This is a genomic window from Halotalea alkalilenta (assembly GCF_001648175.1).
GTDB lineage: Bacteria > Pseudomonadota > Gammaproteobacteria > Pseudomonadales > Halomonadaceae > Halotalea > Halotalea alkalilenta_A.
In genome coordinates this window covers 1528961-1552632 of the sequence record NZ_CP015243.1, presented here as the reverse complement: position 1 = coordinate 1552632, position 23672 = coordinate 1528961, and the positions used below count along the sequence as shown (strand labels likewise).

The 23672-nt window shown below is 63.2% G+C and carries 24 protein-coding genes and 1 tRNA gene; 8 read left to right on the top strand and 17 right to left on the bottom strand.

Annotated elements, in window-relative coordinates:
* Window positions 1-32: 32 nt before the first annotated feature.
* The 5 genes from ccmE to ccmA form a co-directional block, all read right to left on the bottom strand.
* A complete protein-coding gene (gene ccmE, locus A5892_RS06830) occupies window positions 33-560 on the bottom strand; it encodes a cytochrome c maturation protein CcmE (protein WP_064122167.1) in 528 nt (175 codons plus the stop codon).
* Complete coding sequence (ccmD, locus tag A5892_RS06825; protein WP_064122166.1) at window positions 557-799, bottom strand: heme exporter protein CcmD; 243 nt, start codon at window positions 797-799, stop codon at window positions 557-559. Before ccmD ends, ccmE begins: the two co-directional genes overlap by 4 nt.
* Complete coding sequence (gene ccmC / locus A5892_RS06820; RefSeq protein WP_064122165.1) at window positions 796-1551, bottom strand: heme ABC transporter permease CcmC; 756 nt, start codon at window positions 1549-1551, stop codon at window positions 796-798. Before ccmC ends, ccmD begins: the two co-directional genes overlap by 4 nt.
* Window positions 1552-1644: 93 nt before the next feature.
* Window positions 1645-2349, bottom strand: coding sequence for a heme exporter protein CcmB (gene ccmB / locus A5892_RS06815; RefSeq protein WP_223302812.1), 705 nt, complete (start codon window positions 2347-2349; stop codon window positions 1645-1647).
* On the bottom strand, window positions 2333-2989 hold the full coding sequence (gene ccmA / locus A5892_RS06810) for a cytochrome c biogenesis heme-transporting ATPase CcmA (protein WP_064122163.1): 657 nt from the start codon (window positions 2987-2989) through the stop codon (window positions 2333-2335). Before ccmA ends, ccmB begins: the two co-directional genes overlap by 17 nt.
* 325 nt (window positions 2990-3314) lie before the next feature.
* On the opposite strand from ccmA, the gene A5892_RS06805 reads away from it, so the two are divergent.
* Window positions 3315-3791: a LexA family protein gene (locus A5892_RS06805; RefSeq protein ID WP_064122162.1), complete on the top strand. Its 477-nt coding sequence runs from the start codon at window positions 3315-3317 to the stop codon at window positions 3789-3791.
* Window positions 3791-4420, top strand: a complete 630-nt coding sequence (locus A5892_RS06800; RefSeq protein WP_064122161.1) for an IMPACT family protein — start codon at window positions 3791-3793, stop codon at window positions 4418-4420. Before A5892_RS06805 ends, A5892_RS06800 begins: the two co-directional genes overlap by 1 nt.
* A gap of 89 nt (window positions 4421-4509) precedes the next feature.
* Here the strand turns inward: A5892_RS06800 and A5892_RS06795 are convergent, their stop codons facing one another.
* Window positions 4510-4815, bottom strand: coding sequence for a chaperone modulator CbpM (locus A5892_RS06795; protein WP_064122160.1), 306 nt, complete (start codon window positions 4813-4815; stop codon window positions 4510-4512).
* Window positions 4816-4820: 5 nt separating this feature from the next.
* The gene (locus A5892_RS06790; RefSeq protein ID WP_064122159.1) at window positions 4821-5798 is read right to left on the bottom strand and encodes a DnaJ C-terminal domain-containing protein; all 978 of its coding nucleotides are present in this window, start codon (window positions 5796-5798) and stop codon (window positions 4821-4823) included.
* Between the two features lie 183 nt (window positions 5799-5981).
* Between A5892_RS06790 and A5892_RS06785 the strand changes: the two genes are divergently transcribed.
* The gene (locus tag A5892_RS06785; protein WP_064122158.1) at window positions 5982-6950 is read left to right on the top strand and encodes a tRNA dihydrouridine synthase; all 969 of its coding nucleotides are present in this window, start codon (window positions 5982-5984) and stop codon (window positions 6948-6950) included.
* Between the two features lie 25 nt (window positions 6951-6975).
* Here the strand turns inward: A5892_RS06785 and A5892_RS06780 are convergent, their stop codons facing one another.
* Window positions 6976-8664, bottom strand: a complete 1689-nt coding sequence (locus A5892_RS06780) for a thiamine pyrophosphate-binding protein (RefSeq protein WP_064124352.1) — start codon at window positions 8662-8664, stop codon at window positions 6976-6978.
* 138 nt (window positions 8665-8802) lie between these two features.
* Between A5892_RS06780 and A5892_RS06775 the strand changes: the two genes are divergently transcribed.
* From A5892_RS06775 to A5892_RS06765, 3 genes are read left to right on the top strand one after another with little or no spacing between them, the layout of a single operon-like run.
* Window positions 8803-9261: an Lrp/AsnC family transcriptional regulator gene (locus tag A5892_RS06775; RefSeq protein WP_064122157.1), complete on the top strand. Its 459-nt coding sequence runs from the start codon at window positions 8803-8805 to the stop codon at window positions 9259-9261.
* A 31-nt stretch (window positions 9262-9292) separates the two neighbouring features.
* On the top strand, window positions 9293-10045 hold the full coding sequence (locus tag A5892_RS06770; protein WP_064122156.1) for an aldo/keto reductase: 753 nt from the start codon (window positions 9293-9295) through the stop codon (window positions 10043-10045).
* Window positions 10046-10101: 56 nt separating this feature from the next.
* Window positions 10102-10689 carry a TetR/AcrR family transcriptional regulator gene (locus A5892_RS06765; protein WP_064122155.1) on the top strand — a complete coding sequence of 196 codons (588 nt, stop codon included), beginning with the start codon at window positions 10102-10104 and terminating at the stop codon, window positions 10687-10689.
* A 159-nt stretch (window positions 10690-10848) separates the two neighbouring features.
* Here the strand turns inward: A5892_RS06765 and A5892_RS06760 are convergent.
* The 4 genes from A5892_RS06760 to A5892_RS20185 form a co-directional block, all read right to left on the bottom strand.
* A tRNA-Arg gene (locus A5892_RS06760) sits at window positions 10849-10925 on the bottom strand.
* 294 nt (window positions 10926-11219) lie between these two features.
* Window positions 11220-12275: a 2,3-butanediol dehydrogenase gene (locus A5892_RS06755; RefSeq protein WP_064122154.1), complete on the bottom strand. Its 1056-nt coding sequence runs from the start codon at window positions 12273-12275 to the stop codon at window positions 11220-11222.
* Window positions 12276-12374: 99 nt separating this feature from the next.
* Window positions 12375-12620, bottom strand: a complete 246-nt coding sequence (locus tag A5892_RS20190; RefSeq protein ID WP_150123503.1) for a hypothetical protein — start codon at window positions 12618-12620, stop codon at window positions 12375-12377.
* A 212-nt stretch (window positions 12621-12832) separates the two neighbouring features.
* Complete coding sequence (locus A5892_RS20185; RefSeq protein WP_150123502.1) at window positions 12833-13030, bottom strand: hypothetical protein; 198 nt, start codon at window positions 13028-13030, stop codon at window positions 12833-12835.
* A gap of 142 nt (window positions 13031-13172) precedes the next feature.
* Here A5892_RS20185 and A5892_RS06750 point away from each other — a divergent pair, with 142 nt between their 5' ends.
* Window positions 13173-13922 (top strand): Crp/Fnr family transcriptional regulator, encoded by a 750-nt coding sequence (locus A5892_RS06750; protein WP_064122153.1) that lies wholly within the window; start codon window positions 13173-13175, stop codon window positions 13920-13922.
* A 103-nt stretch (window positions 13923-14025) separates the two neighbouring features.
* Here the strand turns inward: A5892_RS06750 and odhB are convergent, their stop codons facing one another.
* From odhB to A5892_RS06725, 5 genes are all read right to left on the bottom strand, one after another.
* On the bottom strand, window positions 14026-15243 hold the full coding sequence (gene odhB, locus A5892_RS06745) for a 2-oxoglutarate dehydrogenase complex dihydrolipoyllysine-residue succinyltransferase (RefSeq protein WP_223302811.1): 1218 nt from the start codon (window positions 15241-15243) through the stop codon (window positions 14026-14028).
* 108 nt (window positions 15244-15351) lie between these two features.
* The gene (locus A5892_RS06740; protein ID WP_064122152.1) at window positions 15352-18180 is read right to left on the bottom strand and encodes a 2-oxoglutarate dehydrogenase E1 component; all 2829 of its coding nucleotides are present in this window, start codon (window positions 18178-18180) and stop codon (window positions 15352-15354) included.
* 130 nt (window positions 18181-18310) lie between these two features.
* Complete coding sequence (locus tag A5892_RS06735) at window positions 18311-19798, bottom strand: DASS family sodium-coupled anion symporter (protein WP_064122151.1); 1488 nt, start codon at window positions 19796-19798, stop codon at window positions 18311-18313.
* Window positions 19799-20733: 935 nt separating this feature from the next.
* Window positions 20734-21609: a glutathione-dependent disulfide-bond oxidoreductase gene (gene yghU, locus A5892_RS06730; RefSeq protein WP_064122150.1), complete on the bottom strand. Its 876-nt coding sequence runs from the start codon at window positions 21607-21609 to the stop codon at window positions 20734-20736.
* Between the two features lie 228 nt (window positions 21610-21837).
* Window positions 21838-22761, bottom strand: a complete 924-nt coding sequence (locus A5892_RS06725) for a LysR family transcriptional regulator (protein WP_064122149.1) — start codon at window positions 22759-22761, stop codon at window positions 21838-21840.
* 105 nt (window positions 22762-22866) lie between these two features.
* On the opposite strand from A5892_RS06725, the gene pxpA reads away from it, so the two are divergent.
* Window positions 22867-23625, top strand: a complete 759-nt coding sequence (gene pxpA, locus A5892_RS06720) for a 5-oxoprolinase subunit PxpA (RefSeq protein WP_064122148.1) — start codon at window positions 22867-22869, stop codon at window positions 23623-23625.
* Window positions 23626-23672 lie beyond the last annotated feature (47 nt).

The window sequence follows — 23672 nt, the reverse complement described above, 5'->3', positions numbered from 1 at the left end:
ATTCATGGCCGCCGGCGACGCCGGCGAGAGATTCAATCGTCGAGGCGGGCGTCGAGGCCGCTGAGCTGCGCAGCACTCTGTATCGCCTGGGGCGTGAGGCCCGCGTCGAGCTGCAGGCGGTACTCGACCGGCATCCTGCCGCCGGCCTCCAGCGCCTTGACCACCTCGGGCGGGGTGTAGTTCTCATCGTGCTTGGCCAGCACCTGACTTGCCTCGATCACCCCTTGTCGATCGAGGGTGCCGACCACCACCACGCCCTGCCCCTCGCGAAACAGATCCGGCAGGATGCCCTGGTAGTGAACTTCTACGTCGTCGACGAAATCGGTGACCACGAAGCTCACCGCGACCCGTTCGGGGTCGCGCCTCACACTGTCGAAGCGCACCACGCCGCCGGCGCGCAGCGAGCGTCCCGTGGGCGCCTCGCCTGCGGCGATCTGCTGCGGGGTGAAGAACAAATCGATGTTGGCGCGCAGGGCGTAGAGAGTCAGCCCGATCGCGATGGCGGCCAGGGCCACCAGACCGATCACCACCGCGAGCCGCTGGCGGCGTTTCGGATTCATCGCTCCACCCTCTCCTCGCTGAGCGCGGCGTGGGCCGGCGGCTCATCGCCACGCATCGGCTGTGAGCGCTCGCGGCGCATCCTGCGGCGCAGCTCACCGAGCGCCCGCGCGCGCTCGGCGCGCACCGCGAAGGCCTGCGTCGCCAGCAGCCCGAGCACCAGGGCCCAGGCCGGCCAAACGTAGGCGGCGTAGCCGTTCATCGCCAGGAAGGCCCCGAAGTCGGTGAAGTAGATCGTCATCCCCGCTTACCCCCAGCATCGCCTTCGACCAGCGCCCGCACCCAGCGGGAGCGGGATTCGCGCCGAAGCAGCTCGGTGCGCACGCGCGCGATCACGAGCGCAGTGAAGAAGAGGAAAAATCCAAGCACCATCACCAGCAGCGGCAGCCACATCGAGGGAGGCATCGCCGGCGCCTTGGTCAGCGAGAAGGTCGCCGGCTGGTGAAGCGTACTCCACCACACCACCGAGTACTTGATCACCGGCAGGTTGATCACCCCGACCAGGGTCAGGATCGCCGCCGCTCGTGACCCGCTGTCACGGCTGGCGAATGCCGAGCGCAGCGCGATGATGCCGAAGTAGATGAACAGCAGGATCAGCATCGAGGTGAGCCGTGCATCCCACACCCACCAGGTGCCCCAGGTGGGAATGCCCCAGACAGCGCCGGAAAACAGCGCGGCGAAGGTCATCGATGCACCGAACGGCGCGATCGCCGCGGCCGCCATGTCGGCGATCTTGATCTTCCACACCAGGAAGATCGCCGAGGCCAGCGCCATCGCGGCGAAACAGGCCTGGGCGAGGATCGCCGAGGGCACGTGGACGTAGAGGATTCGCGCGGCATCATGCTGAAAACGATCGGGCGGGACGATCGCCAGCCCCCAGACGCTGCCGGCGAGGATCAGGATCGCGGCCGCCGCCCAGAGCCAGGGCAGCCAAGGCCCAGTCGTGGTGTAGAACCACTTGGGCGAGCCCCATTTATGTATGAATCTCCACATGCAGTCAGGTCACGGTGTGGTTGTTTGGATTCTTTCACGGTTCATTCGGGCCGACGTCATCCGGCCTTCCTTCTCACACTCCGCGACGCGCTTTCAGCCAGCCACGCTCAAGCGCAGCGCGGCGGCGGTGGCCCAGGGCGCCAACCCCAGGGCAGCGGCGAGCATCGCGCCCAGCAGTGCCAGCTGCGGGCCGATCGCCACGCCTTCGAGCGCCAGCTGCGCGGCGCCCGCGCCGAAGATCAGCACTGGCGTGTAGAGCGGCAGCACCAGCAGCGACAGCAGCACACCGCCGCGCTTCAGCCCGACGGTGAGCGCCGCGCCGATCGCACCGATCAGGCTCAGCGTCGCACTCCCCAGCGCCAGGGTCGCCGCCAACGCCCACCAGTGCTGCGCGGGCAATGCCAGCATCGCACCGAACAGCGGCGCGAACAGCGAGAGCACGAGCCCGGTCACCACCCAGTGGGCGATCACCTTGGCCAGCACCAGCAGCGCGACCGGCTGGGCGGAGAGCAGCAGCTGCTCCAAGGTGCCGTCGTCGTAGTCGGCGCGGAACAGCCCGTCGAGGGACAAAAGCACCGCCAGCAGCGCCGCCACCCACAAAAGACCCGGCGCGAGCGCGCCGAGCATGGCGGGATCGGGACCAAGCCCGAGCGGAAACAGCGTCACCGTCAGGGCGAAGAACAGCATCGGGCTGGCCAGGTCCTGCCTGCGGCGAAAACGCAGCGACAGCTCGCGCTTCAGCACGGCGGCGAAAGCGCGGCGCAGGCTCACCCGCCTCGATTCAAGCGGCGATGACATCATGCCCCCCGCGCCCGTCCAGGCATATCCGGGCCATGGCACCGTCGAGCTCGAGCGGGTGATGGGAGGTGACCAGCACCGAGCCTCCGGCATCGCGATGCTCCGCCATCCAGCCTTCGAGCTGCGCCACGCCTGCGGCGTCGATCGCTGTGAACGGCTCATCGAGAATCCACAGCGCGCGGCGCTCCAGGTGCAGCCGCGCCAGCGCAACGCGGCGCTGCTGCCCGGCGGAAAGCCGCTCGACCGGCAGTTCCTCGAAGCCGGTCAGGCCGACCCGCTCGAGCGCGCGCCAGCGGGCGGCCTCGGCATCGTCGCAACGGTACTCGCCGAGCGCCTGGTACCAGGCCAGGTTCTCGAGCGCACTAAGCCCATCCTTGATTCCCGCGCGGTGGCCCAGGTACAGCAGCTCCCCGCGTAGCGCCTTCGCATGGCGATCGAGTCGCTCGCCGCACCAATGCAGCTCGCCGCTATAGTCGCCGAGCTGGCCGCTGAGGATCCTGAGCAGCGTGGTCTTGCCGCTGCCGTTGGGGCCCTCGACCCGGCACAGTTCGCCCGCCGCGAGCGAAAACGTCAGGTCGGCGAAGAGCCAGCGATCGTCACGCTCGCAGCCGAGCCCTCGGGCGGAAAGGTGGACCGTCAAATAGCGCGCTCCGCTGGCCGGCGCCCAGGACGCCGCCTAAGTTTTGAATAAGTTTCAATCATACGCCGATCGACGATTTCGCTCCACCTGCTCACTCGATGCTCGACAACCTGTTCGAACATACAGTATTTTGCTTTCCACGGGGAAGTCGTCCTGCGGGGCTTCCTCCCCTCGCGAAGGCGCGATAGTGTTACCAATCGGCACCACCGTCCCGCTGGCGGCTTTCCAGCGACGCGACGACCGGCCCGGGGCGACACCGTCGACGCTCTTCTCTGATGCGACGCAAGGCGCGCCGGTTCCGCGGCGTCGCCACAAGGAGAACGAGATGAGCCCCTCTGCCGAGTCCCTCTATCTGCATCGCCTGCCCAACCTGCCGCTGAACGCCGACGCCTGGGAAGCCGTGCCCGCCGAGATGATGGTCGAAATCCCCCTGCTCGGCGTCGTCTCCGCCGGCCTGCCGATGGAGGCGTGCCGCGAGGACGAGTCGGTGGTGGTGCCCTCGTCCATGGTACGCCGCAATACCTATGCGCTGCGCGTGCGCGGCGACTCGATGATCGACTGCAACATCTTCGATGGGGACATCATCATCATCGAGCGCTTCGAGTCGGCCGAGAACGGCGAAACCGCGGTAGTGCTGATCAATAACCAGGAGGTCACGCTGAAAAAGCTCTACATCGAGAAAAACGGCGTGCGGCTTCAACCAGCCAACCAGTCGATGCCGCCCATCTACCTGAAGAACGGCGACATCCAGGTACTCGGCCTGGTGATGGGCGTCGCCCGCCGTCCCGCACAGGCGGCCTGATGTCCAAGCCCGACCGATTCGAAGTACCGGGCGCCACTCTCGAGGCGCCCCACCGCGCCGAGTTCGAAGTACACAAAAGCCGATTCATCGCCTGGATCAGCCGCTGCGCCGCCCCCGACGAGGCGCAGCGGCTGTTGCAGCAGGCAAGGCGCGCCCATCCGGATGCGCGCCATCACTGCCTCGCCTTCGTCGCGGGCCCACCGGGTGAACAGGTGGCGATCGGCTTTTCCGACGACGGCGAGCCCGGCGGCACCGCGGGACGGCCGATGTACCAAGTGCTCGAGGGCAGCGGCCTGGGCCAGGTGGGCTGCGTGGTGATTCGCTACTTCGGCGGCATCAAGCTTGGCACCGGCGGCCTGGCCCGCGCGTACTCGCGCGCCGTACAGCTCGGGCTGGAGGCGCTGCCGACCGCTACCTTCGTCATCCGCGAGCCGCTGCGCCTGCTGGTCGACTTCAGCGACGAGCATGCCGCCCGCCAATGGTGCGAGGCCCGGGGCGCGCTGGTGGCGGCTGTCGAGTACCGCGCCGATGGCGCGCTACTGCAGCTCGACTGGCCAAGCAGTGAGCCCACCGATCTCGACGCTCTCAGCCTGCTGCTCCGCGTACCGCCGCAGCGCATTCCAGCCTAGGGCGCTCTACTTTCACATCTACATCTACACCAACACCCACCCACACAGGCGACGAGCCGAGCGAACGCCTCGCCCGGCCGCAGGCCAGGTCAGCCGTCGATGAATCGCTCGAGGCGACGGCGCAGGTAGGCGTTTTCCGCTCGCAGCCGCTGGTTCTCGTCGAGCAGCTCCAGCGCCAGGGCTGCGCCCTGCCAGTCCAGGTCGAGGTCGCGGCGCAAACGCACGACGCGCTTCACCACCAGCACCGCGCTGACATCGAACCGCCATTGGCGCGGCTCGCGCCCGCTCGGAGCGAGGATGCCGTGCTCGACGATGGTGACCACGATGTCAGCGGTCACGCCGGCGTGATTGCAGAGCTCATCGAAGTCGAAGGTGTTCACGGTAATCGCGGACATACGATTCAGCTCCATTGCGAACGGGGATGGAAGCCGGCATGACGCTCGGCGAGTCCACGCCACAGCGCCTCGTCACCCTCGGCGGGTCGAGGCGGCATCACCACCTTGAGCAGCGCATAAAGGTCGCCGTCGGTACTTCTCCCCGGCAGCCCCTTGCCCTTGATGCGCAGGCGGGCGCCGGTCTGGCTGTTGGGGGGAATGGTCAACTGCAGGCGTCCGGTCAACGTCGGCACCTCCACCCGAGCACCGAGCGCCGCCTCCCAGGGTGCGAGCGGCACGGTGAGGATCAGGTCGTGCCCGTCGACGTCGAAACGCGGATGGGGCGCGAAGCGCACCTTCAAATAGAGATCACCATTCTCGGCACCGTCGACGCCAGCCCCGCCTTGCCCCTTCAGCCGGATCCGCTCACCGTCGACCACCCCTTTGGGAATCCGAACATTGAGACTCTTCTCGGTCTCCTCGCGGCGGCCCTGGGCATCGTGCTGGGCGATGGTGAAGCGCACCTGCTTGGGCTGGCCGCCGACCACCTCCTCGAGAAACAGCGGCAGTTCCAGCTCGACATCCTGCCCACGATGAGCGCGCCGCTCGAAGCCGTGTCCCCCAGCGGAGAAACCGTGCGAACCGCCCCGGCGCTGGCCGCGGCCACCGAACAGCGACTCGAAGAAGTCGGAAAAATCACCCTCGAAATGGGTCTCGCCAGCCTGGAATCCCCCATCACCGGCCCCATGCCAGCCAGGCGGCGGCTCGAACTGCTCGCCGGCCCGGTTGCCGTAACGCCGCAGTTGGTCGTACTCGGCGCGCTTCTCGGCGTCGCCCAGCACTTCATAGGCCTCGCCCACCTCCTTGAACTTGGCCTCGGCATCGTCTTCACGGCTGACATCGGGATGGTACTTGCGTGCGAGCTTACGATAGGCAGATTTGATCGCCTTGGCATCGGCGTCCTCGGGCACCCCGAGAGTCGCGTAGTAATCCTTGAATTCCATACGCATCTATCCTTGCCCGGCCCCATCGTGGACCTTTCGACTTCAGTTTAGCAGCCATATCGGCGACACATGCATAGTCGCCTCCACCCCTTCTATAATGCCCGCCACCCTCACTGCCAGCGCCTGCCAATGCCGACGATCCCCGCCGTTCGACAATCCACCCCGCGCATCGGACTCGCGCCGATGGAAGGCGTGATCGATGCGACCACCCGAATGATTCTCAGCGCGCACGGGGGATTCGACTGGATCGTCACCGAGTTCGTCCGTGTCGTCGACCAGCGCCTGCCACCGCGCGTCTTCACGCGAATCTGTCCGGAACTCGCCGAGGGGGCTCGCACATCGAGCGGCGTGCCGGTCCACCTGCAGCTGCTCGGCTCCGATCCTTACGCGCTGGGTGAGAACGCGCGCCAGGCCGTGCAATGCGGTGCTCGGGCGATAGATTTGAACTTCGGCTGTCCGGCCAAGCTGGTCAACCGCCACGGCGGCGGCGCTTCGCTGCTGCGCGATCCACGCCAGGTCTTCGCCGCGGTCTCCGGCGTGGTGCGGGCACTCGAGGGGGACGGCGTACCGGTCAGCGCCAAACTGCGCCTGGGTTTCGACGATAAACGCCTGGCGCTGGAGTGCGCCAGAGCGGCCGAAGAGGCCGGCGCCCATCGACTGACGGTGCATGCGCGAACCAAGCGCGAGGCCTATCGCCCGCCGGCGCACTGGGAATGGGTCGCCCGGATTCGCCAGGCGGCACGCGTACCGGTAGTGGTCAACGGAGACATCTGGACGCTCGAGGATTACTGGAAGGCGCGAAGCCTCTCAGGCTGCGAGGACGCGATGATCGGCCGTGGCGCGCTCGCCGACCCCTGGCTCGCCGCGCGCATCCGGCACTGGCACTGCAGCGGCACGCGCCTGCCCGCCACCACCTGGGCGATGCGCGCAAGCACGCTGGTACGTTTCGCCGAGCGCCTGGAAACCCAACTTGCCGGCAAGGTCGTAGTGTCGCTACTCAAGCAGTGGATGGCGATCATGCGCCAGCATGATGAAGAGTCGGCCCTGCGCTTCGCGCAGCTGCGCCGGATCACCGAGCGCCAGACGCTCATCGATGCGCTGCGCGCCGATATCGATGCAGCCGCGCCTCGAGAGCCCCTGCCGACGGCCTGAGCGCCGCCTCGCGCGAGGCGGCTGATCAATCGGCGATAGGCAGCTCGATGAGGTTAGGCCGGCCGGAGCAGATTCCCGCCTCCACGGCGGCCGCAATATCGCCGCAGCGCTCGACCCGCAGCGCCGGCACGCCGAGAGAGGTGGCGAGCGCGACGAAATCGACCGCGGGATCAATGATGTCCATGCCAATGAACCGGTTGGTTCCGGCACTGCGGTAATGGGCCTGGGAGCGTGCGTAGTTCTTCAGGATGTTGTACTCGCAGTTGTTCATGACGACGAAGGTGACCGGCAGCCGCTCGTGCGCCGCGGTCCAGAGCGCTTGCGGCGAATACATCGCCGATCCATCTCCGACCAGGCAGACCACCGGATGACGGTCGAGGCCGAGCGACGTGCCGACCGCCGCGGGCATCCCCCAGCCGAGAATCGCGCTGCGGGTGAAGAGATACTGTCGCGCGGAGTTAGAGTCGAGGCAGGCACGGACATGCGGGATCGTGACGGGCGCCTCATCGATGATCGGCACGTCGGGTCCGATCGCCCGGAGCGTCTCGAACGCAGCGACGAAGGGCGTCGTCGTCGGCGCGTCGAATTCGCGATGCCTGCGGGCCTGCGCCTCCGAGCGGCGCAGCTCCCGATCGCGCACTCCCACCCGATACAGCTTGGCGACCTCCTCGGCCCACGGCTGGAGCTTTTGCCCGAGCGTCGGCAACAGCGCCCGGAGAGACAGGCGCAAGTCACCGACGAGGCCGAGCGCCGTGCCGTGCACGCGGCCGACCTGGTGCCCGTCGCCGGTCAGCTGCAGCAGGCGGCAATGCGCGGGAATGGCCGGTCCTTCGGAATATTGATAGCTGATCAGCGAATGCCCGCCCAAGAGCAGGACCGCCTCGAAAGCCATGAGCGCCTCGCGGATATCGGCTGCCCTCGGCGGCAAGGTGCCTCGCCAAAGAGGATGGGCGGTCGGAAACGCAATGTGTCCCGGCCAGGATGCGCCGAAGACCGGAGCGCCCAGCGCTTCGGCGAGCATGACCACTTCCGCGCCGGCATCCGCGGCGAAAACTTCCTCGCCGGCGACGATCGCAAGCCGTCCGGGTTCCACCGTCGCCAGCGCCTCGGAAAGCTCATCGAGCGCGCCCGCGACGGCCCCGCGCTCGATTCGCGACGCTTCGCCGGCTTCCATCGCGGTGCGCCGCTCCATCGTGTCGATCGGCAGCGACAGGAACACAGGGCCGGCCGGGCCTGTGCGGCAGTCTTGCAGAGCCCGACGCAGCAGCATCGGGATGTGCTCGGGGTGATGGATCTCCTCCGCCCACTTCACGTTCGGGCGGGCGATGCCGACGAGGTCGCCGTGAAGCAAAGGGTCGGTGACACCGTGCCGGGTATCCTGCTGGCCGGCGGTAATGACGAGCGGTGTGTTCGCCATCCTGGCATTGAGGATCGCGCCCATCGCGTTGCCCAGACCGCCGGCGGTATGCAGGTTGACGACGCCCGGGCGTCCGGAGGCTTGCGCATAGCCGTCCGCCATGGCGACGACGGACGCCTCGTGGAGGCCAAGCACGTAATCGATGTCGCAGATACCGGTCAGCGCATCCAACAACGGCAGTTCGGTAGTCCCCGGATTGCCGAAGACATGCCGCACCCCTTCGCTTCGCAACACCTCCACGAACAGGTCGGCGCCGCGCTGTTCGCCGGCCCCCGGAAAGGTCGAAATCAATGTCATGCGCGGGTTCCCCAGGGTTTTCAGTATGAGAATATTGTAGCGCGCACCGGCGGCAACGCGGTTGCCAAGCTCGCGACGGAGGCGATAGCCTTGGCATCCCATGCCCTAATATCAGGGAATCAATGGAATCCCGTGCCAATGACACTCGACTCGATCGACCGGAACATCCTTCGCACTCTTCAACACAACGGCAAACTTCAGAACCTACAGCTGGCGGAGGCTGTCGGCTTGTCCCCGTCCCCTTGCCTGAGGCGGGTCAGGCGCTTGGAAGACGCTGGCATCATCGAACGCTACGCCGCTCTCCTCAACGCTACGAAGCTAGGCCTCGGAGTAACGATGTTTGCGCGGATCTCGCTGGTGGCGCAGGACGCAGAAACCGTAAGGAACTTCGCCGAAGCGATGCGCCGCCTGCCACAGGTTGTGGAGTGTTACATCATGGCAGGTGAATGCGACGCTCTTTTACGCGTCATCGCAGCGAATATCGATGCCTATCGGGAGTTTCAGAGCACGCATTTGACACGCGCCAACGGCATTCAAACGGTGAAGACCGACATTCCGATGGAGACGGTCAAGCAAAGCATAGAACTCCCGCTTTAGGATATTGGATGGGTTCCATTACGGTACGTAGATGCCCTTCCATCGAGTACGAGGACCCATCCAGATCAAGTTTGGTGCCCTGCGCTCACCTGATGGCCGCTTTCTCGGCGTCGACGCACGTCCGGCAGCGATGAAGACCGCGCTGTCTTACTCGCTCCGGCGCCTGCGGACCGACTATCTTGATCTGTACATGACAGGGCTCGACCCCGCCGTGCCGATCGAAGAGACGGTGGGCGCGATGGGAGAAATGGTTCAGCAAGGCTATGCGCGTCATATCGGAATCACCAATGTCGATGCCGACACGATTCGCCGCGCGCATGCCGCCCATCCGATCACTGCGCTTCAATGCGAGTACAGCCTCATGACCCGCGACATCGAGGCCGAGATCCTGCCGGTTTGCCGCGAGCTGGGCATCGGGATCACAGCCTACGGGGTTCTCGGCAGAGGCCTGCTGGCGGGAAGCACGGGCAACGGCGAAGGAGACTGGCGCGCTGCGGTCATGCCGCGCTTCAGGGGCGACAACCTCAGGCACAACACGACGCTTGCCGATGCGCTGGCTCGCGTTGCCCGAAGCGAAGGCATGACCGCGGCCCAGGCGGCGATCGCATGGGTCGCAAGCCAAGGGCAGGAGATCATTCCGCTCGTTGGCGCGCGCACGGCCGAGCGACTGATGGAAGCGATGAAGGCACCGCTCGAGCTTTCCGCGAAGACCTTGGCGATGATCGACAGCGCGATTCCCGAAGGTGCTGTTCGGGGTAGCAGCCATATGTCGGCGGGCGACTGACGCTCCTCGACACGGCAACGCGGCCATATCATGATGTGAACATGGAGATAAAACGAATGAACGCGGGTGAGATGCGGGCCCGCATTCTCGACGCAGCCGAGGCATTACTACGCCAACATGGGCCTGACAAGCTCACCGTGATCGACGTCGCGTCGGCCCTGAACATGAGCCACGGAAATGTCTACCGACATTTTTCCAGCAAGGCGGCCTTACGAGCAGCGGTAGTCAAGACGTGGCTCGACCGGGTCGCCGAAGAAACCGGTTCGATTGCGGACAAAGATGCGCCGGCCGATATCCGCCTGGAAGATTGGCTGAAGGGACTGGCCAAGATCAAGCAGCGCAAAGTCACCGAAGACGCAGCGATCCTTGCCGCATCGGCAAGGATCGGCAAGGAGGCGCCTCAGCTCGAACGCGAGCACTCCAAACGACTGATATCCCAAGTCGAGCGTATTCTTCAGGACGGCCTGGAGGAAGGGACGCTGCCCGGCGCTCACGATCCGACATCGGCCGCCCGTGCAATCCTCAACGCCACCTTCCGTTATCATCACCCTGACCTGGTGGCGAACGGTGGCCCGCCCGACCAGCAGACTGCCGAGCTGAACGATGTCGTGACCCTGATGATAAAGGGACTAAAACGCTCGTAGATATTGCGCCCGGCATACCGCTACGAAATCGGGAATGGCGAGATTTGCATCATGGGATCGACGTCGGAACTATCGCGAACTCTCATGCCGTCTCAAGCGCGGGATCGGCGGAGTTCAGCGTTCCATACTGAAAGGTCTGGTGAAATGTACCGACTGAAATGGCGCGCCCGAGAGGATTCGAACCTCTGACCCCTTGATTCGTAGTCAAGTACTCTATCCAGCTGAGCTACGGGCGCTTTGAACGGTATCAATCGACATCTGGGTTACTAAGGCTTTAGCGACTCAAGTCGCGTACTTGCAAGCCGGCACCAGGTGATTGCGAGGCGCATAGTACACACATCCCTGTTACTTGGGAAGCGTTTTTTCCTTCCCCGGCTTGGCCGTGAACCGAGGCTTCGAACGGCCCGACCGTTGGGATGTGGCCGGGCAGCCGATCCGCCGCATCGCTTGGCGATCTCGACCACCCGATCAAGGCCGGCCTCTCGAACATCCACTCGAAGCGGATATCCAAGAAGCAGGCCCCTTCAGCGCTAGCTCATCTCGGGCGAAACCAGAATCTTCACTTGATCCTTCTCTTCAATCAGCGCGGTGAACCCCTGTTCGATCACGTTCGTCAGGGCGATCTTACGGGTCACGAAATCCTCTGGTTTGAAGTACCCCTGCTCCATCAAAGCGAGGGTGGCCGGGAACACATTGCGATAGCCAAGGATTCCAGTGAGATGGCGCTCCTTGAACAGGATCTGGTTGGGATGGATCGGCGCGGGCTTCTCCCACACGCTGACGATCATCGTTTCGCCCTGAATGCGCACGCAGTCGATGCTCTGCTGCAGGACCGCTGGAACGCCAGTCACCTCGTAGGCCACATCGACGCCTCCGTCGGTGAGTGCGACGATCTCGGCCACCGCATCGACGGAGGCGGGATCGATCACTCGCGCGCCGAGCGCTGCGGCCCTTGCGCGACGCTGCGCCGAAAGCTCGACGACGTAGATCTCATGGGCGCCGGCAGCCTTGAGCGCTTCGACCACCAAAAGACCGATGGGACCAGCACCGAATACCGCCGCTTTGTCTCCGACTTCGAAGCGACTCTCGCGTACCGCATGCACCGCTACCGCGGCCGGCTCGGTGAGCGCACCCTGTTCGTAGCTGACCGAATCGGGAAGACGATGAACGATGGAAGCGGGCACCGAAGCATATTCGGAAAAGCCTCCCCCCATCCCGGCCAAACCGTAGAAGCCCAGCTTGTCGCAGAGGTTGTACAGCCCTCGGCGGCTTGCCTTGGAGTTGGGGTCGAAAAGGACCGGTTCGACCGTGACCCGATCGCCCACCGCATAACCGGTGACGCCCTCGCCCACTTCGACGATCTCACCACAGAACTCATGACCCAGCGTGATCGGCGCCTTTTCACCGGTAATGGGATGAGGCTCATCGACGGGAATGAAGATCGGCCCGGCGAGATACTCATGCAGGTCGGTACCGCATATGCCACACCATTTCACCTTTATTTTTACACGGCCTTCCTCTGCCTTCGGCTCATCCAAATCCTCGATACGAATATCCTTGGCCGCATACCACCTAAGTGCTTTCATCGAAAATTCTCCTTATAGCCGTTCAAAAATGGTTGCTCTCTTTCGCCGTCGGCTGTTCGACCATTTCCCGATGGCATCCACATATTCTCACCGTCCTCCTCAGCGCAAGGAATGACGCCGGGGAGATCGATGATAGCCAGAATCAGATCTGATTGGGATCGGCACCGGTCGTCCATCAGTCGATAATAAGGCGCCCAGGGCTGTCGCCATGGCTTCGAGATTGTAGGAAAGTTTCAAATTCGACTTGGCGGCTGTCAAGATCGACGAAAGCGCACCAAAGATCAGAAAATAAGGATACTTAAATCCACAATGTGAGAACGAAGACCCTCGTAGCGCGGTGATCATGCTTCATCTCCTCGTAGATTCAGTACTCTGCTGCCATTGGACATTCCTGATATCTACTTAGTAGTGAAGCACCAAATCGAGGATACGGCGATGTGGCAAAACATCACACGGATGAGCATCACTAATCTTCGGTGAAGGGGAAACATTAACCGAGGAGTGAAAACTCCCAACGAAAAAATTCCGCCTAAAAAGGTAGTTTTTTTACTAAAATTTCATCTTTTACGCATGAGCGCCGATTCCTCCCAGGGCCGCTTGCGGAAGGCTAGCCCAGAAGAACGCACACTTCTTTGATTTTGATCAATTTTTTTATCTTTCGCAGAAAATACGATGCTCGTCATCGATGCATCTGGAACAAAGTCGGTATTGATACGCAGGTGATCAATGAATAGACTACCGAACTCCCATTCCATCTAAGAATCCATCATTTCTCTCATCCCGACAGATTCGCCGATGGCGTTCGTATCCGCCGACGATTGTCCCCCGTAGCCAAAGGATTGACGACAGGGAGCCGGGCCAATCGTCTTGCATCGTGCCCGCAGGATCGCTAGAACAATGAATAGCAGTCTCGACCACGCGAATGAATTCATGCCTTCCATTTACGCGGCGCCAGTCTTCAAGACACTGTTATGCGCGCGGAAGGAGCTACTTTCTCCACGGCAGAAAGCGGAGATAAAGAAGCATTCGAAACTTACCAGGATCGATCAAGGCGTTGTGGTGTATGAGGAAGGAGAGGAAGCCTCGTATGTATGGAACATCGCGCAAGGCTTGATCGAGACTTACCATCTTCTTCCCCAGGGAACTCGACGCATCACCTCTTTCCTCTTCCCTGGCGACCTGCTCGGGCTGATGGAAAATGGCTTCTACGTTTCCACCGCAAGGACCGTGCAGCCGGTCGTCGCTTTCCAGATTCCTATACAGGTACTCAGTGAATTGGCGCTCAGCGACTCTCAGCTGAGTGCCGCTTTACTGACCAAGCTATGTCAGGACCTCAGGGAAGCCCAGCGACACATCATTTGTATTTCGCAGAAGGACGCAGCACCGCGATTGGCCACGTTCATCCTATGGCTATGCACGATCTATGGGAACGATGTCGAGCCACCCAAGGAGCTCAGCCTGCCTCTGGCTCGCCATCAGATCGCCGAGTACCTTGGCCTGACCACCGAATCGGTGAGTCGCGCGTTCCATCTGCTCGAATCGAGCAAGGCCATCATGCGCAGGACACCGCGTTTGATCAGCATCCTCGATATGGAAAAGCTGCGAGGCTTCTCGACCCTGGAGGTCGGCTCTGGGATCCTGAGCTAGCCAACCCTCCCCCGCTCGCTCTCACGGCCGCGCTCGATGCCGAACTCTCGATGGATATCGCCCCCGGCCCCGAGACGGGCGAGGGCGAATCTCGATTCGCCGCTCAGGCCTCGAGCAAAAAGCGCGCCGGATCCTCGAGCAGCTCCTTGACCGCGACCAGGAACTGGACCGCATCCTTGCCGTCGATCATCCGGTGGTCATAGGAGAGCGCCAGGTACATCATCGGCCGGATCACCACCTGACCCTCGACTGCGATCGGACGCTCCTGGATCTTGTGCATCCCCAGAATCGCCGTCTGCGGCGGATTCAGGATCGGCGTCGACAGCAGCGAACCGAAGATCCCACCGTTGGTGATGGTGAAGGTGCCACCGGTCATGTCCTCGATGCCGAGCTTGCCATCGCGCCCGCGCTTGCCGAAATCGACGATCTGCTTCTCGACGTCGGCGAGCTTCATGCTGTCGGTGTCACGCAGCACCGGTACCACCAGCCCGCGCGGGGTCGAGACCGCGACGCCGATGTCCTGGTAGCCGTGGTAGACGATATCGGTGCCGTCGATAGAAGCGTTGACGTCGGGGAAGCGCTTGAGCGCCTCGGTACACGCCTTGACGAAAAAGCCCATGAAACCGAGCTTGGTGTCGTGGACCTTCTGGAAGACGTCGCGGTACTGGGCGCGCAGCGCCATCACCGCGCTCATGTCCACCTCGTTGTAGGTGGTCAGCATCGCCGCGGTCTGCTGCGCCTGGACCAGGCGCTTGGCGATGGTCTGGCGCAGCCGGCTCATCGGCACACGCTGCTCCGGACGCGCACCCTCGAACACCGGCGCGGCGGGTGCCGCCGCGGGCTTGGCCGCAGCAGGCGCAGCCCCCTTCTTCGCCGAGCCGGACTCCACCGCGGCGAGCACATCCTGCTTCAGCACCACGCCACTCTTGCCGCTGCCGTGGAGCTTCTCGACATCGAGATCGTGCTCGGCGGCCAGTTTGCGCGCGGCCGGAGACAGCCACTTGCTGCCGACCTGCTGGGCCTCGTCTTCCTCGGCCGCGGCCGGCTTGTCGCCGGCCGCCTGGGCGGGCGCTGCCGCCACGCCCCCTTCTGAGAACAGTGCCAGCACCTCTTCCGAGGCGACCTGGGCGCCCTCCTCGGCCTTGATCTCGCTGAGCGTGCCGTCGGCGGGAGCGACGACCTCGAGCACCACCTTGTCGGTTTCGATATCGACCAGCAGCTCGTCACGCTTGACTGCTTCACCCGGCTTCTTGTGCCAGGTGGAGACGGTACCCTCGGCGACCGACTCGGGGAAGCTGGGGGCTTTTATCTGGATTGCCATGTGGTTTTCCTTGCACGGTTTCTTGCCGCCGTTCTAGGCGATGAATCTGACCACCGCGCCCACCGAGACGGTGCGCTCGGTGGACGTTGTGGACCGAACTTCCCGGCTTCAGCCCTCGAAAGCCGCGGCGACCAGCGCCTTCTGCTGCTCGACGTGAACCGCCATGTAGCCCGCCGCCGGTGCCGCCGCTGCGTCACGTCCGGCATAGACGAGTCGCGCGCCGAGCCCGGAGCGATGCCCTTCGAGGACTTGCCGCAGGGTGCTCTTTATCGCGTACCAAGCCCCTTGGTTGCGCGGTTCTTCCTGGCACCAGCACACCGACTCCAGCTGCTCGAAGGACGCCAGCGCCGCTGCCAAACTCTGCTCGGGGAAGGGATAGAGCTGCTCGACACGGATGATCGCCACATCATCGCGCTTTTGCTCCTGCCGATAGGCGGCAAGGTCGTAATAGACCTTTCCAGCGCAGAGAATCACATGCTTGACCGCGGAGGGTGAACGCTCGCCCTGGTCGGGAATGACCAGTTGGAAACGCCCCTCGGCCAGCTCCGACATCGTCGAGGTCGCGTCCTTGTGACGCAGCAGGCTCTTCGGCTGCATCACCACCAGCGGCTTGCGCAGCGGGCGAACCACCTGGCGGCGCAGCAGGTGGAACATCTGCGCCGGCGTGGTCGGAGCCACTACCTGCATGTTCTCCTCGGCGCACAATTGCAAAAAGCGCTCGAGTCGCGCCGAGGAGTGCTCCGGCCCCTGGCCTTCATAGCCATGCGGCATCAGCAGGACCAGCCCACACAGTCGACCCCATTTGCTCTCGCCGGAAGAGACGAACTGGTCGATCACCACCTGGGCGCCGTTGGCGAAGTCGCCGAACTGCGCCTCCCATGCCACCAGCGCGTTGGGCGTGGTGGTGGCGTAGCCATATTCGAATGCCATGATGCCCTCCTCGGCGAGAAAGGAGTCATGGATGGTGAATGTCGGCTGCCCCTGCTCGAGGTGCTGCAGCGGCACCCAGGTGCTGGCATCGGTCTGGCTATGGATCACCGCATGGCGATGGGAGAAGGTACCGCGCCCGCAATCCTGCCCGGTGATCCTGATCGGATGGCCTTGGTCGATCAGCGTGGCGTAGGCCAGCGTCTCGGCGAAGCCCCAGTTGATCGGCGCCTGCCCAGTGATCATCTGACGCCGGTCTTCATAGACCTTGGCCACCTGGCGCTGCATCACGATCTGCTCCGGCACCGTGCACATCTTGGTGGCGAGCTCGGCCAGCCGCTTGGCGTCGAACGAAGTATCGTAGTCGCCCGACCATTCATGGCCCAGATAGGGTTTCCAGTCGACGAACAGCGATGGGTTGGGCTGCTGGACCAGTGCGTTGACCACGTGGCTGCCGCTGTCCAGGTGACCTCGATAGTCGTCGGTCAGCCGCTGCGCGTCGGCTTCGGAGATCACCCCGGTCGCGATCAGGTGCTCGGCATAGAGCTCGCGGGTGGTCTTGTGCTGCTTGATCTCGGCATACATCAGCGGCTGGGTGCCGAACGGCTCGTCGGCTTCGTTATGCCCGTGCCGACGATAGCAGACCAAATCCACGACCACGTCCTTGTGGAACCGCTGGCGATAGTCGAGCGCGACCTGGGAGACATAGAGCGCCGCCTCGGGATCATCGCCGTTGACGTGGAAAATCGGCGCCTGGACCATCTTGGCGATATCGGTGCAGTACTCGGAGGAGCGTGCGTCGTCGGGGCGCGAGGTGGTGAAGCCGACCTGGTTGTTGATCACGATGTGCACGGTGCCGCCGGTCCGGTAGGCACGCGTCTGCGACATCTGGAAGGTTTCCATCACCACGCCCTGGCCAGCGAAGGCGGCGTCGCCGTGCACCAGTATCGGTAGCACCTGGTCACCGCTAGCGTCACCCCGGCGATCCTGGCGGGCGCGCACCGACCCCTCCACCACCGGCGAGGCGATCTCGAGGTGCGAAGGGTTGAAGGCGAGCGCGAGGTGGATCTCGCCCCCCGGGGTCATCACGTTGGAACTGAAGCCCTTGTGATACTTCACATCGCCCGAGCCACGTGCGAGCACCTGCTTGCCGTCGAATTCATCGATCAGCTCGGCCGGGCTCTTGCCGAGCACGTTGACCAGCAGGTTGAGGCGGCCGCGGTGGGCCATGCCGATCGCCACCTCTTCGACCCCGTAACCGCCGGCGCGCTGGATCATCTCGTCGAGCATGGGAATGAACGACTCGCCACCCTCGAGGCCGAAACGCTTGGTGCCCGGGTACTTGCTCGCCAGATAGCTTTCCAGCCCCTCGGCGGCCGAGAGCCGCTCGAGGATGTGCTGGCGCACCTCGGCGGAGTAGTCCGGCTTGCCGCGCACCGACTCGAAGCGCTGCTGCAGCCAGCGTTTCTCCTCGGTGTTGACGATATGCATGAACTCACAACCGATCGAGCGGCAGTAGGTCAGCTCGAGCGCCTCGACGATCTCCGCGAGCTTGGCCTTGTCCTTGCCGATGAACAGCGAGCCGGTCTGGAACTCGGTGTCCATGTCCGCTTTGGACAGCTGGTGGAAGGAGAGATCAAGATCGGGCACCGGCTCCGGCTTGCGCAGGCCGAGCGGGTCGATGTCGGCGCGCTGGTGGCCGCGGAAGCGGTAGGCGTTGATCAGCTGGAGTACGCGTACCTGACGCTTGGCGTCGTCTTCTCCCTGGGCGCCGATGGGACGCGGGCCGAGGCGCCCGAGCTGCTCGAACTGCCCGCGCACCGGCGCGAGCGGAACGTCACGACTGGGGCTGCCATCATAACGCGGGAGGGTATCGAAGTAGCCGCGCCACTCGCCGGGAACCGAATCGGGATCGACGAGGTAGCGCTCGTAGAGTGCTTCGATGTAGTGCGTATTCTCCCCATTGAGATAGGAGGTACCGGACAGGTATTTGAGTTTGCCTTCTTCCATCTTGAGTCACCCATGGCGATGTAAATGACAAGCGGGTCCGGCCGTTTCAGTTCAAGCGCTGCGATGCTCGAGGGCCCCAGAGCGATGCGCATGCCAACCGGACCCGCAGCGATCTATCGAGTGGAATCGCTCAGATCCACCCCAACCAGTGCCAGTAGGTCAGCGCGAGCAGCAGCATCAGCGCGTAACCGATCAGCGTCAGGTAGATGCCCGTATGAATGAACTGCCGGCTGGTGAAGGTCTCGGTGCCGATGCAGACCATGTTCTGCGGCGCATTGATCGGCAGGATGAAACCGAAGCTGAGGACGAAGCCGAGCAGCATGCTCATGCCCAGTACATTGATGTCGCCACCGATGTGGCTGAGTACCGCGATCATGATCGGCAGCATCGCCGAAGCCAGGGCAGTGGCGCTGGCGAAGCCAAGGTGGATGATGACCAGGAAGGCGGAAAGCGCGGTGAACACCATGAACGGAGACATCTGTTCCATGCCCAGGCTGGAGACCAGCAGCTGTGCCAGCCAAGCGCCCGCCTGGGTGGTCAGCATCGCGGTACCGAGGCTGATACCCGCGCCGAAGACCAGCACCGTGCCCCACGGGATCTTGAGCTGCACGTCGCGCCAGCTCATCACTCCGATGCCCGGCATCATCAGAATGGCCAGCCCCACCAGGGTGGTAGACGAGGTGTCGAACGGGTGGAGTTTACCGCCGGTCGACCAGACCATCAGAAGGATCAGCATGACGCTGAGCAGGAACTTCTCCGAGCGTGTCAGCGGGCCGAGTTCGGCCAGCTGGCGCTTGACCGTGTCGGTGCCACCTTCGATGGTTTCGGTCTCGGGAGGCATGACCCGAAGAATCACGAAGTAGACCACCACCGTCATCAGGATGCTCCAGGGAGCCCCCGCCACCAGCCAGTCGGTCCAGGTCACCGACTCACCGATGATGTTCTGCATGAAGCCGATGGTGAGCAGGTTCTGCGCCGCGGCGGTCATGATCCCAACGTTCCAGATGCTGGTCGCCTGGGCGACCAGGATCATCAGTCCCCCGGCCAGCTTCGAGCGCTTATCGACGCCGAAGGCGGCGACCGCACCCAGCATGATCGGCACCACGCAAGCCACGCGGGCGGTGGCGCTCGGGACCAGGAGGCTCAACACGATGGTGACCGCCAGCGCTGCCAGCAGCACACGCTTTGGGCGGGCACCGAAGCGCGAGAGGGTGATGAGCGCGATGCGCCGGTCGAGGCCGGTATGGGTCATTGCTACGGCAATGAACAAAGCGACGGCGACCAGCAGCAACGCGGGACTGGCAAAACCGGTGAGGCCCATGCCCAAGGCCCTGCTGGTGCCGATGATCACGCTCGGGTCATCGATCGATGGTGCCAGGCCGATCAAAAAAGCAATCATCGCAATGATCGTCAGAGCACTCACCTCGTAGGAGAGCGACTCGCTGATCCACACGATCACCGCGAAGACCAGGATGGCGAGCATTCGTTGGCCTGCGACCGGCAGCCCCTCTTGCTCGGGAAGCAAGATGATCACCAGTGCGGCGATGACGGCCAAGAACAGCCCCCAAGGCACTTTTCGCAGGAAACTGTCTGATTTTCTTGCAGTGTCGGTATTCACGGCGGGATCCCTTATTGGCGATTTCTCATTTCGCCCAGCGAGTAGACGTGTCTTATTGGATAATAAGAGTCGATGCTCAAGATGGCGGCAATGTGACAAAACCGCACACATCGTACGGATTATGTTTTTATTCGGCTACCGCCTATGATTCTTTAGGTAAAAAAACCACGAAAAGCATTTAATATCCCCTTAATGTCGAGGATATCAGCATTTTTTTGGTTTTTTTACTACGTAAAAATCAAAGAAGATCTCCGTGACTGGACAAACACGGCACGCGCATCCGAATGCTGCGCTTCAGCGCAGCGCTTGGTCGCCGTGATCTCGATGCGCTCAGTGACGCCGAGGCCCGAGCCGCGGGATGAAGCCCGCTAAATTGCGCGAAGAAATCATGCCTCACCGGCAGCCTCATGGGGAGTATCAATGGATTCTCAGATAGACAATATGGGGAATCGATGGCTTGCCATCTCTGTTTTTTTGGCAGGCACATCGGCACACCTGACGCCAAAGCCTTCGAGACACTATAGGATCGAATACCGACTTTCTTTGATCTGACTCAATTTTTAATTTATCTCGACCATCCACAAGAAAACATCTCCACTTACCACATGCACTGTCTCCTGCTTTTCTCGATCATATCGATGAACAACGAGCATAATTACCCTGTGTTCTCCATATGCGGATGCGATCTTGCTGGTACCCATTTACTCAGGTGCAGTGAAATGAGCCGACAGACGAACGCCATCCCCGCCCCAGCGGCGGGGATGCAGATCGTGTTCAGGGTTTGGCTTGAAGCGAGTCGATGATCGGATGAGTGAGTGGATCGATTGAGATCACTGCTTCCCAGACGCTGGGCAAGCACTGAGGCAATGCCAAGGATGGTCATCGCCCCAGGCTGGGCCAACCATTAGCTGACTTTCAAGCTGGGTACGCCGTCGCTAGGGGTTGCTGGTCAGCTTGTCCTGCGTCCTGGTTGTGAAGTCGGTGGCGGCATGGCGCTCATGCAGCTGGCTCGAGGGTTCGCCAAAGACCCGGTTGACCATCCGCCCACGCTGGACGGCTGGGCGTTCACCGACGGCTTGGGCCCAGCGCTGAACGTGCTCGTACTCGTGTGTGGAGAGGAACTCGGCCGCCTCGTACAGCCAGCCGTTGACCAGACCACCGTACCACGGCCAGATGGCGATATCGGCAATCGTGTACTCGCTGCCGGCTACGTACTCGTTGTCGGCGAGCCGCTTGTCGAGCACGTCGAGTTGACGCTTCACTTCCATCGCGAAGCGATCGATCGCATATTCGATCTTGATCGGGGCATAGGCATAGAAATGGCCGAAGCCTCCTCCCAGATAGGGCGCGCTGCCCATCTGCCAGAAAAGCCACGACAGGCATTCGGCGCGTGCGCCGGCCTCGGTTGGCAGGAATGCCCCGAACTTCTCCGCCAGGTACAGCAAGATCGCGCCGGATTCGAAGACCCGGATCGGCTGTGCGCCGCTGCGATCCATCAATGCGGGGATCTTGGAATTCGGGTTCACCGCGACGAAGCCACTGCCGAACTGGTCTCCTTCACCGATGTTTATCAGCCAAGCATCGTACTCCGCACCGCCATGACCGAGGGATAACAGCTCCTCCAGCATCACCGTGACCTTGACGCCATTCGGCGTGGCCAGCGAATAGAGCTGCAGAGGATGGCGCCCGACGGGAAGCTCCTTGTCGTGGGTCGCACCAGAGATCGGTCGGTTGATGTTTGCAAAGCGACCACCGCTCGCCTTGTTCCAGGTCCAAACCTTCGGCGGCACGTAGTCGAATGAATCGGTCATGCTTGATACTCCTCGCACTCAAGGGATCGTACCCAAGGGGGATGGTGGTAATCAGCACCTGCGCATCCAAGGCTTCAAAACGAGGCTCGCATTTAACCGGTAGAAATTCCAGGCTGCTCGAACATCGCGAAATACCCACCGTTCCATGCATCGTTCCATGCATCACCCGAAGGACGAGCGAATGGGCGGCGAGCCATTCGTCGAGAGCGAGCTTTCCGTGGATGGGCCTCAAACACGCCCATCGGTACCGCGGTGCATCGCCCCGACCAGGAGATCGCGCATCGCCTTGGCGGGTCCGGACAGCTCCCTCTCCCTCGCCCACGCCACCCCAACCTCCATGTCCGGCACCGGATCGATCAGATCGATTTGCTCGACCCGCTGCCCCTCCAGAGACCAGGGTCTATAGACCATGTCGGAGAGCACCGCGACGCCAGCGCCGCTGGCGACCATGCTGCGCACGGCTTCCACCGACGAGGTGCTGAAGATCGTCTTCGGCTTGAGCCCGGCCTGCACCCAGTAGCGCATCGCCGTCTTCTCGGCCTCATCGACGTTGAGCATCACGTAGGGGTGATGCGCCACCTCCGCCAGGCTGACCTGGTCACGCTCGAGCAACGGATGGTGGGCACCGACCCAAAGCCTCCGGCGCGAGCGCAGCAGTGAATGATGATCGAGGCTGGCCTGGCGGCCGAGATTCGAGGTCAGCACGATGGCGAGGCCGAAGACCCCGTCGACCAGTCCGGCCTGGATGGTGAGCCTTGGGGCTTCGTGAAGACGCACTTCGATCTCGGGAAAGCGGCGGCGAAAACGCGCCAGCAGCGGCGGAAAGAAATAGCCCGCGACGGTGTAGCTCATCGCGAGCTCCAGGCGTCCAGTGACCGTACTCGGCGTTTCCGGCCCAAGGTCGAGCGCTTCGGCGGCTGCCTGCAGCACCCGCTGGGCCTGGCGCAGGAAACGCTCGCCGTGCAGGGTCAGCTGCATCCCCTGGGCGCAGCGGCGAAACAGCCGGACCCCGAGCTGCTGCTCCAGCTCGCGCACGGCGGTGGTGATCGAGGACTGGGAAACGTTGAGGTCCACCGCCGCCTGGCTGCCCTTGCCGCTTTCGGCGAGCCCGACGAAGTAGCGAAGCTTGCGCAGGGTCAACTCATTCTGCATCCAGCCACCTTTTTCGGATTTTCCGAAAACACGAAACAGAAACTAATTATACAAAACACCTCCATCGCAGCGCATAACTTTCCCATCGACCAGATGGAGAGCCCCATGGGAGCCCAAATCGACCTCAACGCCGACATCGGCGAACGCTTCGGCCACTGGCACCTTGGAGATGACGTGGACGCCGAGCTGATGGCGCTGATCACTTCCGCCAATCTGGCCGCCGGCTTCCATGCAGGCGACCCCAGCGTCATCGATGCAAGCCTGGTGCTGGCCCAGCGCCACGGCGTCTCCGTCGGCGTCCATCCGGGCTTCGGCGATCTGGTCGGCTTCGGTCGCCGCCACATCGACGCCAGCGCCGCCGAGCTGGTCAACGACGTGCTCTACCAGCTCGGCGCGGTCGCCGCCCTGGCCGCGCGGCGTGGACTTGCCCTCCACCATCTCAAGCTGCATGGGGCGCTGTTCATGCATGCGGCCCGCGACCAGCCATTCGCCGAGCTGCTGGTCGAGGCGCTGCTGCAGGCGGCGCCGGGACTCCCGCTCTACTGCCTGCCGGATTCAGCGCTGACCCGCGCGGCACGCGCAGGCGGCATCGAGGTGGTGCGGGAGTTCTACGCCGACCGTGATTACTCCTGCGATGGGTCGATCGTGTTCGTCCGCCGGGTACCACGGCTCGATCCCGAAGCGGTGGCCGACAAAGTGCTCACCGCTTGCACCGAAGGTGTGGTCACCAGCGTCGATGGCAAACGGGTCGAGGTCGGGTTCGAGTCCATCTGCCTGCACAGCGACACACCCGGCGCGCTCGAGATCGCCCGCGCAATCCATCGGCGGCTCACCGCTGCCGGTTTTCGCCTGGCGGCGGGCTGATCGACGCCTCGCATCCCGAATCCCGCTTGACCCTATTCCAATACCAA